Source organism: Lacticaseibacillus parakribbianus (genome assembly GCF_025490915.1).
GTDB classification, from domain to species: domain Bacteria; phylum Bacillota; class Bacilli; order Lactobacillales; family Lactobacillaceae; genus Lacticaseibacillus; species Lacticaseibacillus parakribbianus.
The window spans coordinates 187,662-200,962 of sequence record NZ_JANQBA010000003.1 but is presented as its reverse complement, the minus strand read 5'-3'; the positions used below and the strand labels follow the sequence as shown (position 1 = coordinate 200,962).

The following is a 13,301-nucleotide window of genomic DNA, read 5'->3' as shown; positions in this document are numbered from 1 at the left end:
TTGCAACTAGAAGGCCGGCGCCGCCAGTCAGCCTCAAGGGCCTTGCCGGCGACCGTTCAGCCACGCCAAAGGCCGGCCGATTCATTCCACCACCATGGTGAACGAATCGGCCGGCCTTTTTGCCATGCCTGCGGTTAGATGAAGTGCAGCACGATGAAGAATAGCGGCGGCACTGCCAGCGCCGGCAAGAGGTTCAGCGTCTTGATGTCGGCGAGGTGCAGCAGGTTGACGCCGGACGCGAAGATCAGGATGCCGCCGACCACCGACAGTTCGGTGAGCAGCGCCGAAGAAATCGCGCCGGCCGCCAAAAGCGTCAGTAGGTAGATCGCGCCTTGCCACAAGAACAGCACCGGCGCCGCCAGTGCGATGCCCAAACCAAAGGTCGAGGCCAGCACCACCGCGGTGATCAAGTCGAGCGTCCCGTTGGTGAACAGGAAGGTGTAGTCCTGATTCAGTGCGGCCTGCATCGGCCCGACAATCGACAGGGTCCCGATGCAAAACAGCAGGATGGCGGTGGAAAGCCCCTGGGCCAGCGCCGACTGGCCACCGGCCTTGGCCATCAGGCGGTTGAAGCGGGTGTCCAAATCGAGCGCCTGGCCGACGACGGCACCGATCGCCATGCTGGCCAAGAACAGCACGGGGTACTTGCTTTTGGGCATCGCCTGCACGGTGGCGTTGGCGCCGAGCAGCATCACGGCCAGTCCCATCGCCTGCATCAGGCTGGCCTGGAATTTGTCGCCGATGCCTTTTTTGAACAGGGCCCCCAAGGTGCTGCCGACCAGAATCATCCCGGTGTTAAAAATCGTTCCCCACATGTCGTCGTCCTCCCGGTTGTGCGTTAACGGTTAGTATACGCCTGTGAGCCAAGAATTTCGGCGGCACCGGGGAAAAAGCGCAAGAAAAAAAGTCCAACACCGTCTGTTGGACTTTCGGGTCAACTCATTTCCAGGCCTTCCTGGACGCTGACGACCAAGACCAATCGGGGATTGGCTAGGGGGGGTGGTCGGCAGTGGGATGTTATGCAATGACGTGGTCATTTTAACGCAGAATGGTGGACAAGTAAAGGGTTCCTGAGCAAGTGACAAGTTGTACCCACCAATGACTGACGTGCCTACCAACCGTATTCACCAGGCCTAGACCACTGCGGCTGCCCGGCATTCAAAAAGCGGCGCCGTCACGCGGCACCGCTTCGGGGGTTACTTGAGGGCGTCCAGCGCCTTTTGCGGAATGGCGGATTCGTCGACGTAGGACGGGCCCTTGATCACGCGCTTGTCGGAGATCTCGGCCTTGAGGTACTTGCCCTCGACGTAAGGCTGCGGGTTCTTGCTGGACAGCTCGAAGTTGACGGTTTTGGTCGTGCCATCCTTCAGCGCCCAGGTGAAGCTGTAGTCGTAGGAGTAGTAGCCGGCGATGGTTTTGCCCGAGTCGTCGGTGGTTTTGTGCCGCGCCGGGGTGGTGGTCACCTTGGTGTAGCCGGTCGCGCCGGCGTAGGTGCTGGCGTAGTACTTGTAGCCGAACCAGCCGCCGGCGAAAACAATAACGAGGCCGATGACGGCGAGAATTTTTTTCATAAGCGAGACGCTCCCATCTGTGTTTGTCTGAGTCCATCTTACCAGACCTGGCGCCGGCGTCACTAGCAAACCGGTGACAGTCGCCTTCCACTTTTGTCACTTGGGTGTAAAATGGCCAAGATGCAAGGAGGCATGAGGGTGGCAAAAACAGCGCGAGGCGGTCAACCGCCGGCATTTTATTCCCTGGCGGCGACGTCTTTGGGCACCGGCTTCGCCACGTACGGCGTGTCGGCGATTCTGATTCTGTACCTCTACGCCGCGCCGACCGCGGGGCTGGGGTGCGACCGGGTGGCCGCGACGCAGATCCTGGCGGTGTTCGCCACCGTGGGGTTCATCGCCGGCACCGCCGGCAGCTTTGCGGCCGACCGGCTGGTGGGGATGCGCAAGCTGGTGCTGGCCGGCAACCTGATCAAGGCGGTCGGCATCGCCTGGTTGGCGGTGCCCGGCGGCGGATTCGCGGCGCTGTGGGGCAGCCTGGCGCTGCAGGTGGTCGGCTCCGGGGTCTGCGGCCAAAGCCTCAACGCGCTGGCCGGCGCCTTGTACGACCGCGATAGCCCCCGCCGCGCCGCGGCCTTTTCGCTGCTGTACATCACCGCCAACATCGGGGCGGCGGCGCCTTTGCTCACCGGTGCGGTCGCGCTGCGCTTCGGCTACCACGTGGGATTTGCCGTCGCGGCCGCCGTTTTGGTGCTCAGCCTGGTGCCGTACTGGTGGGGCCAGCAGCGGTGGTTCGGCAGCATCGGGTTGGCGCCGGTCGATCCGCTGCCACCGGTCGCCCGGCGGCGGCTACTTGCCGGGGCGGCGGCCACCTTGGCCGTTCTCGGGTCGCTCGCGGCAGTGGCCGGCTGGCGCCGCTGGCTGAGCGTGGCCGGGGTCACCGCCGTGATCGGCTGGTTCAGCTTGGCGCTACCGGTTGCTTACGCCGCCGTGATGGTGAGCTCGGCCAAAACCAGCGCGAACGAGGCCCGGCGGGTGCGGTACTTCGTCGTGTTCATGATCGGCAACGCCATCAGCATCGCCGTTTACGGGCAGGCGACCGGCATCCTGGCGCTTTACGCGGCGGATTCCGTGCGGCTGACCTACTTTGGGCTACACCTGACGCCGGCCGGGTTCCAAACCGTGCCGGCGGTGTTTGCCATCCTGTTCGGCGCCGCGGCGAGTTTCGCCTGGACGCGGCTGGGTCGCCGGCAGCCGAGCGACACCGTGAAGTTCGGGCTGGGGATGGTGCTGTGGGGCCTTGGACCGCTGTTCATGGCGGTGCCGCTGGCCATTTTTCCCGCCGGGGTGCGGGTCTCGCCGCTGTGGCTGGTCGGCTTCTACGCGCTGATTACGCTGGGTGAGGCACTGACCTCACCGATCGGCACGGCGCTTGCGACGCGCATCGCGCCTTTGGCCTTCACCACCCAGCTGGTGACCGTCTACGCACTGTCGCAGGCCGGCGGCAACGGGCTGGCCGCACTTTTGGTCACGCTGTACCGGCCGGGCCACGAGGCGGCCTACTTCGCGGTTCTCGGCTCGGTCACCGTGCTGTTTGGGCTGGGGATGCTGGCCTGGCGCAAGCCTTTGGCGGCCGGGGTGACCAGCGGGTTGAGCCGGCGGTCGTCTTAGCCGATCGGCAGCCAGCCGCTCGCGGTCCGGTGAATCGTCTCATCACGGTAGCGCTTGCCTTTTAATCAATCACATGGTAATCTAATGGAAACATGAGAAGGAGGGACCGGGATGAATTTGATCGATCGGCGACTGCAAAAGCAGGCGAATTAGGTACGCGAGACCTAATGGCACACGTTCGGCACGTCTGCGGCGCGATTGCGTCGCGCAGGCGGCTTGGTTTCGTGCGCTCCGATGAGATCAGTTCATTCTTGCCCCCGACGGTGGAGTCCGCGGTGCGGGCTCCTTTTTGATGGCCGCAGTTTCGCGCGACCGCGCAATCTGATCTCCGGGCGCATCCTGGAGGAAAAATGTTCAAACATATTCTGACGCAAAAGGGCGAGTTCACCCGCGTCATCGTTTTGCAGGCCGTCAACAACGCCTTTCTGGTCTGCTGGTCGTTCCTGTTTCAGCTCATCGTCGACACGGCGATGGGCAAGACCCAGTGGCGGTTCGTGCCACTGACCCTGTTCATCATGGGCTACGTCTTGGTGATGGACATCGTGTTCACCGCCGACCACTATCAGACCAACCTGCTGAAGTTTCGCACCACCGCCAGCCTGCGCGAGGCGGTGGTCGCCCAGACCGCGCGGCTGTCCCCGGCGGCGTTCGGCGAGCTCGGCGTCGGCGGCATCATCGCCAAGCTGACCAAGCAGCTGGACAAGGTCGAGGCCGACTACTACGGCAGCCTGCTGGGCCTGTCGCGCCTGGTGTTCCAGTTCCTGTTCGCCGTCGCCGGCACCCTGGTGATCAACCCGCTGGTGACGCTGGTCGCGCTGGGCCTGGCGTTGCCGTCACTGGCTTTGCCCTACCTGACAAAAAAGGCGATCGCCAACGCCTCGGCCAAGCAGGTCGAGGAGATCGAGCGCTACACCACGCGCATCACCGACCTGCTCAGTGGCTTCACCACGCTGAAGTTCGCGCTGGCGCCGGCCGCGTTGATCGGCCAGCACCGGCTGGCGAACCGCAAGATGCTCGCCGCGCAACGGGACAACGAGCGCATCAACCAGATTACGTCCGGCCTCGCGATTTTCCTGAACGACGTGACCACCCTGATGATCTGGGTCGTCGGCGCCGTCCTGGTGCAGCGCGGCGAGATGGGCATGGGCCAGCTGGTCGCCTTCGCCAACCTGACCGGCTTCATGGCGTGGCCCCTGACCGAGCTGACCCAGACGATTCCCACCATCATCGGCGGCGCCAAGGCGGCCGCGGTGATCGGCGAATTCCTCGACCGGCCGACGCAGGCCGACGACGCACCGGCGCCGGTTGGCGGGACGGCGGGCGACCCGAGTGCGGCTGCAACGGGTTCGGCGACGGGGGAGACCACGACCGCTGCTGGGGCCGCGACTGCGGCCTTGGTGTCAGCCGTCACCGAGCCTCCAGCCGCCGCTGAACCGGCGGCCGTGATCACCGCGGCCACCGCGCCGCGCGTCACGGTTCGGGCCCGCGGCCTCGGGCTGACCATCGGCGACCACCGCGTGCTGCAAGGCGTCGACCTGGCGCTGGATCAGGGCAAGAAGTACCTGCTGGTCGGTGCCAGCGGCAGCGGCAAGTCGACGTTGGTGCGGTTGCTGCTGGGTGAGCTGGCGCCGACGACAGGCGAGTTGACGCTGATGGGTGCGGCCCCGGCGAGCCTGCCGCGAACGGTGGTGTACTCGCGCATCGGACTGTTGGCGCAAAAGGGCTACGTGTTCGCCGCGACGGTGCGGGAGAACATGACACTGTTCGCCGAAGGCTACGCCGATGACGCGATTGTCGCCGCCTTGACTCGGGCAGGGTTGGGCCCGTGGCTGGCCGACCACGGCCTGGACACCCCGGTGTCGGAGGCCGGGGCCGAGCTGTCCGGCGGCGAAAAGCAGCGCCTGGCGCTGGCCCGGCTGTTTCTGCGCGGCTACCCGTTTTACGTCTTCGACGAGCTGACCACCGGGCTTGACCCGCACATCGCCGATCGCCTGCAGCGCGACATCTGCGCGATGCCGCAGGGCTTTTTGATGATCACGCACACCTACAACCGCGACGCCTTTGCGGCCGTTGACGAGATTCTGGTGATGCGGGCGGGCTGCTTGGCGGCCCGTGGCCGGGTCGAGACCCCGGCGATTCAGGCGGCGCTGCGCGAGCTGGCGATGATCTGAGGAGGCGATGACAATGAATGAGTTAACTTACCGGCCGGTCGAACCGGCCGACTATCCGCTGATGGCCGCCTAGTACCGTGACCCGCGCGTGATGGCGCCCGTCGGCTTTCCGGCGGGTTTGACCAAGACCGTGGATCAGATTGCCGGCACCGTGGCGCGACATCTGGCCAAACCAGGGGCCGATTGTGAGCCGAAGGGCATTGGCTAGTGCCTGATTGTCCGGTGCATGGCTGGCACTCCGGCAGGTCGGGGATGACATGCATTCTCCCGACAGGAAGCCAATGGCGTCACCCGCCTGATTGGGCTCATCGGCAACCGCGCAGCGGCCGGCCGGTGAGCCTTTTTGGTGCCAATGCGCCGGTTAGACAAAGGCCGGCCGCACCACGGCCCAGGTCAGCTCGAAGTTTTGTTGAAAATCGGCATCCCACCGCGCGGCGTATTCCGGCGCCGAGAAAAACATGAAACTGAACAACACGCCGGTGGTGAAGGCGGCGTCCTTGCCCGTCGCGGCCATGAAGCTTTGGCCCAGCGCCTGCGTGTGTTGGGTGTAGGCCGCGGTGTCGGCGGCGATGTAGGCGGTGTAGACCGCAAACATGGCGGGGTCGCGCAGCCGGGCCTGGCGCTTGGCGTCGGCCAGGGTCCAGAGCCAATCGTGGGCGATGGTCGCAGTGTCGGCCGCCGCCGTGGCCCGGTACGGGAACAGGGCCGCCAGCGCTTGGTCCAGCCAGCGCAGGGCCAGCGCGGTCCACAGGGCCTGCTTGCTCGCGAAGTGCTTGTAAAGCGCCGCGTGGCTGACGCCCAAGGCGGCGCCGACGTCCTGCAGCGTCACCTTCAGGTTGCCGGTTTTTCGCACCAGCTCGGCAGCGGTTTGGAGAATTGCATCATCAGTAAGTTTTGTCATGGCTACATTTTACCACGGGTTACAAAAATAAAATATTGTAACTTTAATCAAATTGCTGTACCCTACTGGGGAGCAGGCGCTTGGACCTGCAATTCCAGATAAAGGACTCACACAGTCATGAAACTCACCCAAAACACCATTCTCATCACCGGCGGCACCTCGGGACTCGGTCTGCGCCTCGCCCAGGCCCTGCTGCGCCGCGGCAACGTCGTCATTGTGACCTCGCGGCGCCAAACCGTCATTGACCAGGCGGTGGCCGCCAACCCCGGCCTGGTGGGCTACCCGGTCGATGTGGCCGACCGGCAAAGCGTCCAGGCGCTGGCGGCCACGATTCGCAGCCAGCACCCCGACCTGAATATGGTGATCAACTCGGCCGGCATCATGCGCGGCGTGAATTTTTTCACCCCGCAGACGCCGCTGACCGCCGAAATTGAGACCAATCTGATTGGCACCGCCAATGTCGACTGGGCCTTCCTCCCGCAGCTGGCCGCAGCCCCCGAGGCGGCGCTGGTCAACGTCGGCTCGGGTCTGGGCTACTTGCCCAGCACCGCCCATCCGCTATACGCCGCCAGTAAGGCCGGGGTACACGCCTTGACGACCGCGCTGCGCAACCAGGCCGCGTATTGGGGCTACCGCCAACTGCACGTCATTCAGGTCGCACCGCCCCTGGTCGCGGCCACGAACCTGGAGCCGACGATGCATGCCAACGGCGAGCGCAACCCGCTCAACATGGACATCGACGCGTTCGTCGCCGCGGTGCTCAAGGGCATCGGGCAAAACCGCGCCGTGATCAACCCCGGGGCCAGCCGCCTACTGGCCGCCGCGGGTCGCCTGGCGCCGCGCTGGCTGGTGGCTCGGCTGATGCGCCGCACGATGCAGACCGAGTTCCCGCAGCGTTCCGGTGGGGCCAAGGCGTGACGCCTCGCCGGCGGCTGGAAGCGGCCAAGGGGCGCTTGAAGGACAGGAGACTGCCGCGTTGGCGCCAAGCGTTCACTTTTTCTTGCAGTGAAGCCGCGGTCGGCCAGGGGGACGACCCGATGGTCACCGGGAACGGCGACGGCTGGCCCGGGCTGTGCTATAGTAGCGACAAGAAGTCACCCTAGATAACCCGCCGAAAGGAGCCGCTCATGCAACTGTATTTTCTCTGCACCGGCAATTCCTGCCGCAGCCAGATGGCAGAAGGCCTCGCCAAGGCGCTGCTGCCACCAACCTGGCGCATTCAAAGCGCCGGCGTCGAGGTCCACGGCCTCAACCCGCAGGCCGTCTTCGCGATGGCTGCGCGGGGCCTGGATATCTCCCGGGCCCAGTCCAAGCTGATCGACCCTGACTATTTGGCGACCAGCGACGTGGTGATCACCCTGTGCGGTGACGCCAGGGACCGCTGCCCGGCGCTTGCGCCCGGCACCCACGCGTTGCACTGGCCGCTGCCAGATCCCGCCCAGGCGACCGGCAGCGCGGCCGAACGCGCCGTGGTTTTCGCCACGGTGCGTGACCAGATCGAGGTCCTGATCCGCGCGACCTGGCCGCAGGAGGTGCAGGCATGAGCAAGCGGCTGCTTCTGATCGGGGGGCCGATGGGCATCGGCAAGACCACGCTCGGCCAATACCTGGTCGACCACAGCTCGGACCGCGCCGTTTTCCTCGACGGCGACTGGTGCTGGGCGATGCACCCGTGGAATTTCAGTGACGAAAATAAAAAAATGGTGATGACCAACATCCAGTTCCTGCTCAACGCGTTCATCGCCAACTCGCGTTTCGACACCATCGTCTTCGTCTGGGTGATGCACCAGCAGGCGATCATCGATTCGCTGCTGGCCGGCCTGCGCGGCGACTTTACCGCGTATTCGGTGTCGCTCATCGCCACCCCGGCCGAGCTGACGCGGCGCTTTGAGCAAGACGTCGCCGCCGGGGTTCGCGAGCAGGCGGCGCTGGCCGAGACGCTGGCGCGGCTGCCGCTGTACGACGCGGTCGCCTCGCTGAAGCTGGATGTGACCGGATTTGATTGCGCCACCAACGCGCAGCGGCTCTTGGCGCTGGTCGCCGCGGCGCCGCCGATTTTTCCGAAAAAATCATGAGAAATCATTGACAGCCGCATGAGAGAGGCGTAGTTTAGCGGTAATCAAAACATTTCGTCCTAAACCGTTGAAGTGGAGATCAAGACTGTTGTGCCCGTAAAGAGAGCGACCGGAGCTGAGAGTGTCGTCGAACGCAGGCAGTTAAATGGACCACTGAGGGTCAGCCCAAAAGCCGCGTGCGGCGAGTCAGGCTGGACGTCGGGCATACGTCAGTTGCCGGGAGGGTGTTAGCCCTTCGCTAAGGGGGAGCGTGCATACTGTTTGCACGTGCCAATTAAGGTGGTACCGCGGAGCAATTCCGTCCTTAATCAGTCAAAAAGACTGGTTTAGGGCGGAATTTTTTGTATCCCAACGAACCCAGAGCGCAGCGCGGCGTTTAGCCGGTCGGGTAGCGTAAGGGTGGGCGTTGGGCCGCACTTTGGCCCGGCGTCCGGCCTTAGCTAGACGAACCGGCGATGCCGCGAGAAGCTCGACGAACCCAGAGCGCAGCGCGGCGTTTAGCCGGTCGTCCGCCTGCACACCACACTTTTTTGGAGGCACAACATGTCAATCACCTTTGCACGAATCGATGAACGCCTGGTCCACGGCCAGATCATGACCACTTGGATCAAGCAGTACCCCGCCGACACCATCCTAATCGTCGACGACGCCTTGGCCGCAGACGACTTCACCAGCTCGATTCTGGCGATGTCGGCGCCGGCCGGGCTGACCATCGCCATTCAAGGCGTGACCGCCGCCGCGGCGACCTTGAACGAAGCCGGTGGCGAGCCCGTGTTCGTTTTGTTCAAAACGCCGCAGGCCGCCTTGGCGCTGACCCAGGCCGGGGTGACTCTGCCGGACCTGAACGTCGGCAACTTGGGTAGCCGGCCGGACCGCCAGCCGCTGACGCACCGGGTCTTCGCCAGCGCCGCCGAGGTGGCCGCGCTACAGGCGCTGGCGGCCGCCGGCACCGACGTCTACCTGCAGATGCTGCCGAGCGACGCCAGGCAGGAATTGGAGGATGTGAAATGACGACCTTAGTCTTTGCCTTGATCATTGCCGCACTTTGCTGGCTGACCAGCTCCGCGATTCCGATGTGGTCGCGCTGGGCCTTTTACTTCGGGGCGCCGCTGGTGGCCGGGTTGATCGACGGACTACTGCTGGGCGAGCTGACTTACGGGCTGCAGGTCGGCGCCACGATTCAGGCCGCTTACATCGGGCTCTTAGCGATCGGGGGGTCTTTGCCCAACGAGATGGCGATCGCCGGCTACCTCGGCGTCGCGATGACGATGCTGTCGCACAGCGACCCGGCGACGGGACTGGCGATTGCCACGCCGCTGGGGCTGCTCGGGGTGCTGTGCCTGAACGCCAAAATGGCGCTGAACCCGATCTGGGTGCATAAGGCCGACAGTTACGCCGCCGCCGGTGACATCCGCGGCCTGCGGCGCATGAACCTTTTGGCCTCACAAATCGTGCCGTTCATCACTTACTTCATTCCGGCCTTCCTGTGCGTGTACTTCGGCGGCCACTACTTCACCGCGTTCATGGCGGCGCTGCCGGCGCAGATCACCGCGGTTTTGACCCTGATCGGCAAGCTGATGCCGGCGCTGGGCCTGGCGATGCTGATGCAGGCGTTGGCCAAGCGCAGCACGCTGCCGTTCTTGCTGATCGGCTTCGTCTTGGCGGCCTACCTCAAGCTCAACATCACCGCCATGGCCATCGTCGGCACCGGTTGCGCGTTGCTTCACTACTACTACATGCCGATGGGAGGCAAGCAACATGACTAAGACAATCAGCAAAAAGGCGCTGCGTCAGACTTGGTTTGCTTGGCAGTCCTGGGGGCAGATTTGTTACAACTACGAGCGGATGATGGGGCTGGGCTTCGCGCATGCGCTGTCTTACACGCTCGCCGATCTGTACCCGGACGACGATGACGCCTTGGCCGCGGGGCTGACCCGCGAGCTGACCTACTTCAACACCGAAAACACCTGGGGGGCGATGATTCCCGGCATCGTCGCGTCGCTGGAGGAGCAAAAGGCCAACGGGCAGCCGGTGTCCGGCGACATGATCAACAACCTCAAGGCCGCCTTGATGGGTCCTTTGGCCGGCATCGGCGACACGATCACCCAGTCGTTGGTCAAGGTGATCTTGCTTGGCATCGGCATCGACATGGCCAAGAGCGGCAGCGCCTTGGGACCGATCCTTTTCGTCCTGCTGTTTTGCGCCTACGCCTTGATCGTCGGCCACACCACCTTCTACGCCGGCTACCGGCTGGGCAAAACGGCGGTGACCAACCTGCTGGCCGGCGGTCGCATCGCCCGGGTGACCGAGGCCATCGGCGCCTTGGGGATGATGGTGTTAGGCGCCTTGATTCCCACCACCATCACCGTCACCACGCCGCTGAAGGCTACTTTTGGCCAGCTGAAGCTCGTCCCGCAGAAGATTCTCGACTCGGTGGTGCCAAGCCTCCTGCCGCTGGTCGCCTTCGTGATCTTGTACCTGCTGCTCAAAAAAGGGGTGCGGCCGACCCGCCTGATGGTCGGCCTGATCGCCTTTGCCGTCGTCGCCGGGCTGCTGGGCATCCTGGCGTGACGACCAGCGGCCACGGCGTAGGTAGCCAACCCGGCGCAATTGAATGCGTCTTTGCAAGCCCTGTGCGGCGTCGTCGCGCAGGGCTTGTTCGTGCCGGCGGTTGACTTTCCGGGGTTGCCCGTGCTAACCTGCAAAGGTCACTAATGAGGAACCGTTACGATTAACGCGGCGTTAATCGTAATGCCTGCGCGGTTGACGGCTGAATCGACTTACTATTGACAAGCAGACGCAGGCTGGTATGATGGAACTTGTTAATCGTAACGGTTACGGTTATCACGACTCGAGGGGAACGCATGCAAGGGAGACACAAGACACACTGGCTGGTCGCGGCGCTGCTAACGCTGGTCGCCGCCATGGGGCTGAGCGGCTGCGGCCAGGCCGCCGCACCGCAGGCCAAGGGGCTGCAGATCGTGGCCAGCGTCGATTTTTACGCCGACGTCGCCCGGGCGGTGGTCGGCGATCACGGCACGGTCACCGCGGTGATCAACCGGCCGGACATCGACCCGCACGACTACGAGCCGACCGTCAACGTCGCCAAGACTGTGGCCAAGGCCCAGATCGTGATCCAAAACGGCGCCGGCTACGACGACTGGATGAATCGCCTGCTGGCCGCCGACGACACCGGCATCACCAAGGTCACCGCGGCCAAGGTGGTCGGCATCAAGGACGGCGACAACGAGCACGTCTGGTACAAGCCGGACGTGATGCCCAAGCTGGCCCGCGCCCTGGCCGTCGCCTGTTCCAAGCAGGACCCCCAGCACAAGGCGGCCTACGTGAAGAACGCCGCGGCCTACATCAGAAGCCTCAAGCCCCTGACCGCCAAAATTGCGGCGCTGAAAAAGGGTGCTGCGGGGCAGGCGGTGGCCGTGTCCGAGCCCGTTTTCGACAACGCGCTCAACGCCATGGGCTACCGCATCGTCAACAACCACTTCGCCCAGGCCATCGAGGAGGGCACCGACCCCAGCCCGGCCGACATTCGCGAGCTCGAGGCCGCCATCGCGGCCGGCAAGCTGGCCTTTTTCGTCCAAAACACGCAGGCCGAGAGCAAAGTGGTCACCAATATTGTCAAAAAAGTTCGCGCGGCCAAGATTCCGGTGCTGAAGGTCACCGAAACCATGCCGGCCAACGCGACTTACACCAGCTGGATGATGCAACAGTACAACGCGCTGGCCAAGATTCAGCGCGACCACAATGGAGGGAATTGAATGGCAAAACGTTCGAAGATCGAAAAGGCCAAGCGCCAAGAAGCGCTGGTCGTGAAGTTCGCCGCCAAACGCGCGGCCCTGAAAGCCGCCGGCGACTACGCGGGGCTGGCCAAGCTGCCGCGGGACTCCAGCCCGGTGCGGCTGCACCACCGCGACGCGCTGGACGGCCGGCCCCACGCCTACCTGCGCAAGTTCGGCCTGTCGCGGCTGAACTTCCGTGAGCTGGCACACAAGGGTCAGATTCCCGGCGTGAAGAAAGCGAGCTGGTAACATGAGTAAACAAGACACCGCAACCGCCTACCGCGAGCTGAGAAGCCCGAACCGCAAGACCCGCAGCCGCGCCTTGCGAACACTCAAAGACGCCAAGAAACGCGGCAAGTAGCAGATTTGCGTGAGCGACCCATGACCGGGTCGCTTTTTGCTTGCCTTTGCGACGTGAAAATCAGGATTTTCCCCAGAATTAAGGTTGAAGAAACCGCTTTCTTCCCCTATAATCAAGTCGATTCGTGAGTGAGAATTGTTGGAATTGTCGATGGGGAGGCGTCAAAATGAATCAAAAAAGGGCTGGGTTGGCTCGCGTGGTCGCGCTTCTGTTGGTGCTGGCAGCCCTGGCGGCCGTCGCCGTGGTGGTGGCGACGGCGGCGGGGCAGGTGACGGTGACCCGGGTGGATCTGGGGCCCGGTCACGTCTACCACGATGCGGTGGTGGCGCAGTTCAGCGGGTGGCACCGCGTGGGTAGCGGGGCCGCCGGCTGGTGGCAAGTGGCACTCGGCCTTGGCGTGATGGGGCCGGTGACCACCGGGTTGCGCGTCGGGCTGACCGCGGTCACCTTGGTCGAGACCCTGCCGACGTTGGTTTTGGTGGTCGCACTGTGGCCGCTGCTTCAGGCGGCGCTGCACCGGCAACCGCTGGCGCCGGCCGCCAAGCGGTTGGTGAGCGGCGGCTGGTGGGGGCTTGGCCTGAGCCTGTTCAACGCGCTTTTGCTGCCGCTGGTGGTCAAGGGGCTGTCCGGCGACCATATTCAGATGGATCTGCATTTCAATTCGCTGGCGGATCTCCTGTTGTGGCTGCTTTTGGCGCTACTGGGGACGCTCTTGGCCGAACGAAATCAGTGAAACATGACGGTCGCAAGCCAATGCGGCTGTTTTTTTGCGCCGAGTTGCGGTACCTTATAGCCAAGCATACGACTCTGGAGGGACC

Annotated in this window: 15 protein-coding genes; 12 read left to right on the top strand and 3 right to left on the bottom strand. The window is 64.0% G+C overall.

Annotation, left to right across the window (positions count from 1 at the left end; all coding sequences use genetic code 11):
* Positions 1-134: 134 nt before the first annotated feature.
* Together NUH19_RS04335 and NUH19_RS04330 are read right to left on the bottom strand one after the other, a co-directional pair.
* Positions 135-815 carry a DUF554 domain-containing protein gene (locus tag NUH19_RS04335; protein ID WP_262315329.1) on the bottom strand — a complete coding sequence of 227 codons (681 nt, stop codon included), beginning with the start codon at positions 813-815 and terminating at the stop codon, positions 135-137.
* Between the two features lie 381 nt (positions 816-1,196).
* Complete coding sequence (locus NUH19_RS04330; RefSeq protein WP_262315328.1) at positions 1,197-1,571, bottom strand: DUF1093 domain-containing protein; 375 nt, start codon at positions 1,569-1,571, stop codon at positions 1,197-1,199.
* Positions 1,572-1,709: 138 nt separating this feature from the next.
* Here NUH19_RS04330 and NUH19_RS04325 point away from each other — a divergent pair, with 138 nt between their 5' ends.
* Positions 1,710-3,179, top strand: a complete 1,470-nt coding sequence (locus NUH19_RS04325) for a peptide MFS transporter (RefSeq protein ID WP_262315327.1) — start codon at positions 1,710-1,712, stop codon at positions 3,177-3,179.
* Positions 3,180-3,529: 350 nt separating this feature from the next.
* Positions 3,530-5,350: an ATP-binding cassette domain-containing protein gene (locus tag NUH19_RS04320; RefSeq protein WP_262315326.1), complete on the top strand. Its 1,821-nt coding sequence runs from the start codon at positions 3,530-3,532 to the stop codon at positions 5,348-5,350.
* A 361-nt stretch (positions 5,351-5,711) separates the two neighbouring features.
* Here NUH19_RS04320 and NUH19_RS04315 read toward each other — a convergent pair whose 3' ends face one another.
* On the bottom strand, positions 5,712-6,251 hold the full coding sequence (locus NUH19_RS04315; protein WP_262315325.1) for a TetR/AcrR family transcriptional regulator: 540 nt from the start codon (positions 6,249-6,251) through the stop codon (positions 5,712-5,714).
* 117 nt (positions 6,252-6,368) lie between these two features.
* Here NUH19_RS04315 and NUH19_RS04310 point away from each other — a divergent pair, with 117 nt between their 5' ends.
* The 10 genes from NUH19_RS04310 (at position 6,369) to NUH19_RS04265 (ending at position 13,216) form a co-directional block, all read left to right on the top strand.
* Positions 6,369-7,169 (top strand): SDR family oxidoreductase, encoded by an 801-nt coding sequence (locus NUH19_RS04310; RefSeq protein WP_262315324.1) that lies wholly within the window; start codon positions 6,369-6,371, stop codon positions 7,167-7,169.
* 209 nt (positions 7,170-7,378) lie between these two features.
* Positions 7,379-7,795: an arsenate reductase (thioredoxin) gene (gene arsC, locus NUH19_RS04305; protein WP_262315323.1), complete on the top strand. Its 417-nt coding sequence runs from the start codon at positions 7,379-7,381 to the stop codon at positions 7,793-7,795.
* Positions 7,792-8,325, top strand: a complete 534-nt coding sequence (locus NUH19_RS04300; protein ID WP_262315322.1) for an AAA family ATPase — start codon at positions 7,792-7,794, stop codon at positions 8,323-8,325. Before arsC ends, NUH19_RS04300 begins: the two co-directional genes overlap by 4 nt.
* 543 nt (positions 8,326-8,868) lie before the next feature.
* On the top strand, positions 8,869-9,336 hold the full coding sequence (locus NUH19_RS04295; RefSeq protein WP_262315321.1) for a PTS sugar transporter subunit IIB: 468 nt from the start codon (positions 8,869-8,871) through the stop codon (positions 9,334-9,336).
* Positions 9,333-10,091, top strand: a complete 759-nt coding sequence (locus tag NUH19_RS04290) for a PTS mannose/fructose/sorbose/N-acetylgalactosamine transporter subunit IIC (protein ID WP_262315320.1) — start codon at positions 9,333-9,335, stop codon at positions 10,089-10,091. The genes NUH19_RS04295 and NUH19_RS04290 overlap by 4 nt, the downstream gene beginning before the upstream one ends.
* On the top strand, positions 10,084-10,896 hold the full coding sequence (locus tag NUH19_RS04285; protein ID WP_262315319.1) for a PTS system mannose/fructose/sorbose family transporter subunit IID: 813 nt from the start codon (positions 10,084-10,086) through the stop codon (positions 10,894-10,896). The genes NUH19_RS04290 and NUH19_RS04285 overlap by 8 nt, the downstream gene beginning before the upstream one ends.
* Before the next feature lie 293 nt (positions 10,897-11,189).
* On the top strand, positions 11,190-12,101 hold the full coding sequence (locus NUH19_RS04280; RefSeq protein WP_262315318.1) for a metal ABC transporter solute-binding protein, Zn/Mn family: 912 nt from the start codon (positions 11,190-11,192) through the stop codon (positions 12,099-12,101).
* Positions 12,102-12,371, top strand: a complete 270-nt coding sequence (rpsN, locus tag NUH19_RS04275) for a 30S ribosomal protein S14 (protein ID WP_262315317.1) — start codon at positions 12,102-12,104, stop codon at positions 12,369-12,371.
* 1 nt (position 12,372) lies between these two features.
* A complete protein-coding gene (locus NUH19_RS04270; protein WP_262315316.1) occupies positions 12,373-12,483 on the top strand; it encodes a putative metal homeostasis protein in 111 nt (36 codons plus the stop codon).
* Positions 12,484-12,649: 166 nt separating this feature from the next.
* The gene (locus NUH19_RS04265) at positions 12,650-13,216 is read left to right on the top strand and encodes a hypothetical protein (protein ID WP_262315315.1); all 567 of its coding nucleotides are present in this window, start codon (positions 12,650-12,652) and stop codon (positions 13,214-13,216) included.
* Positions 13,217-13,301: the final 85 nt, after the last annotated feature.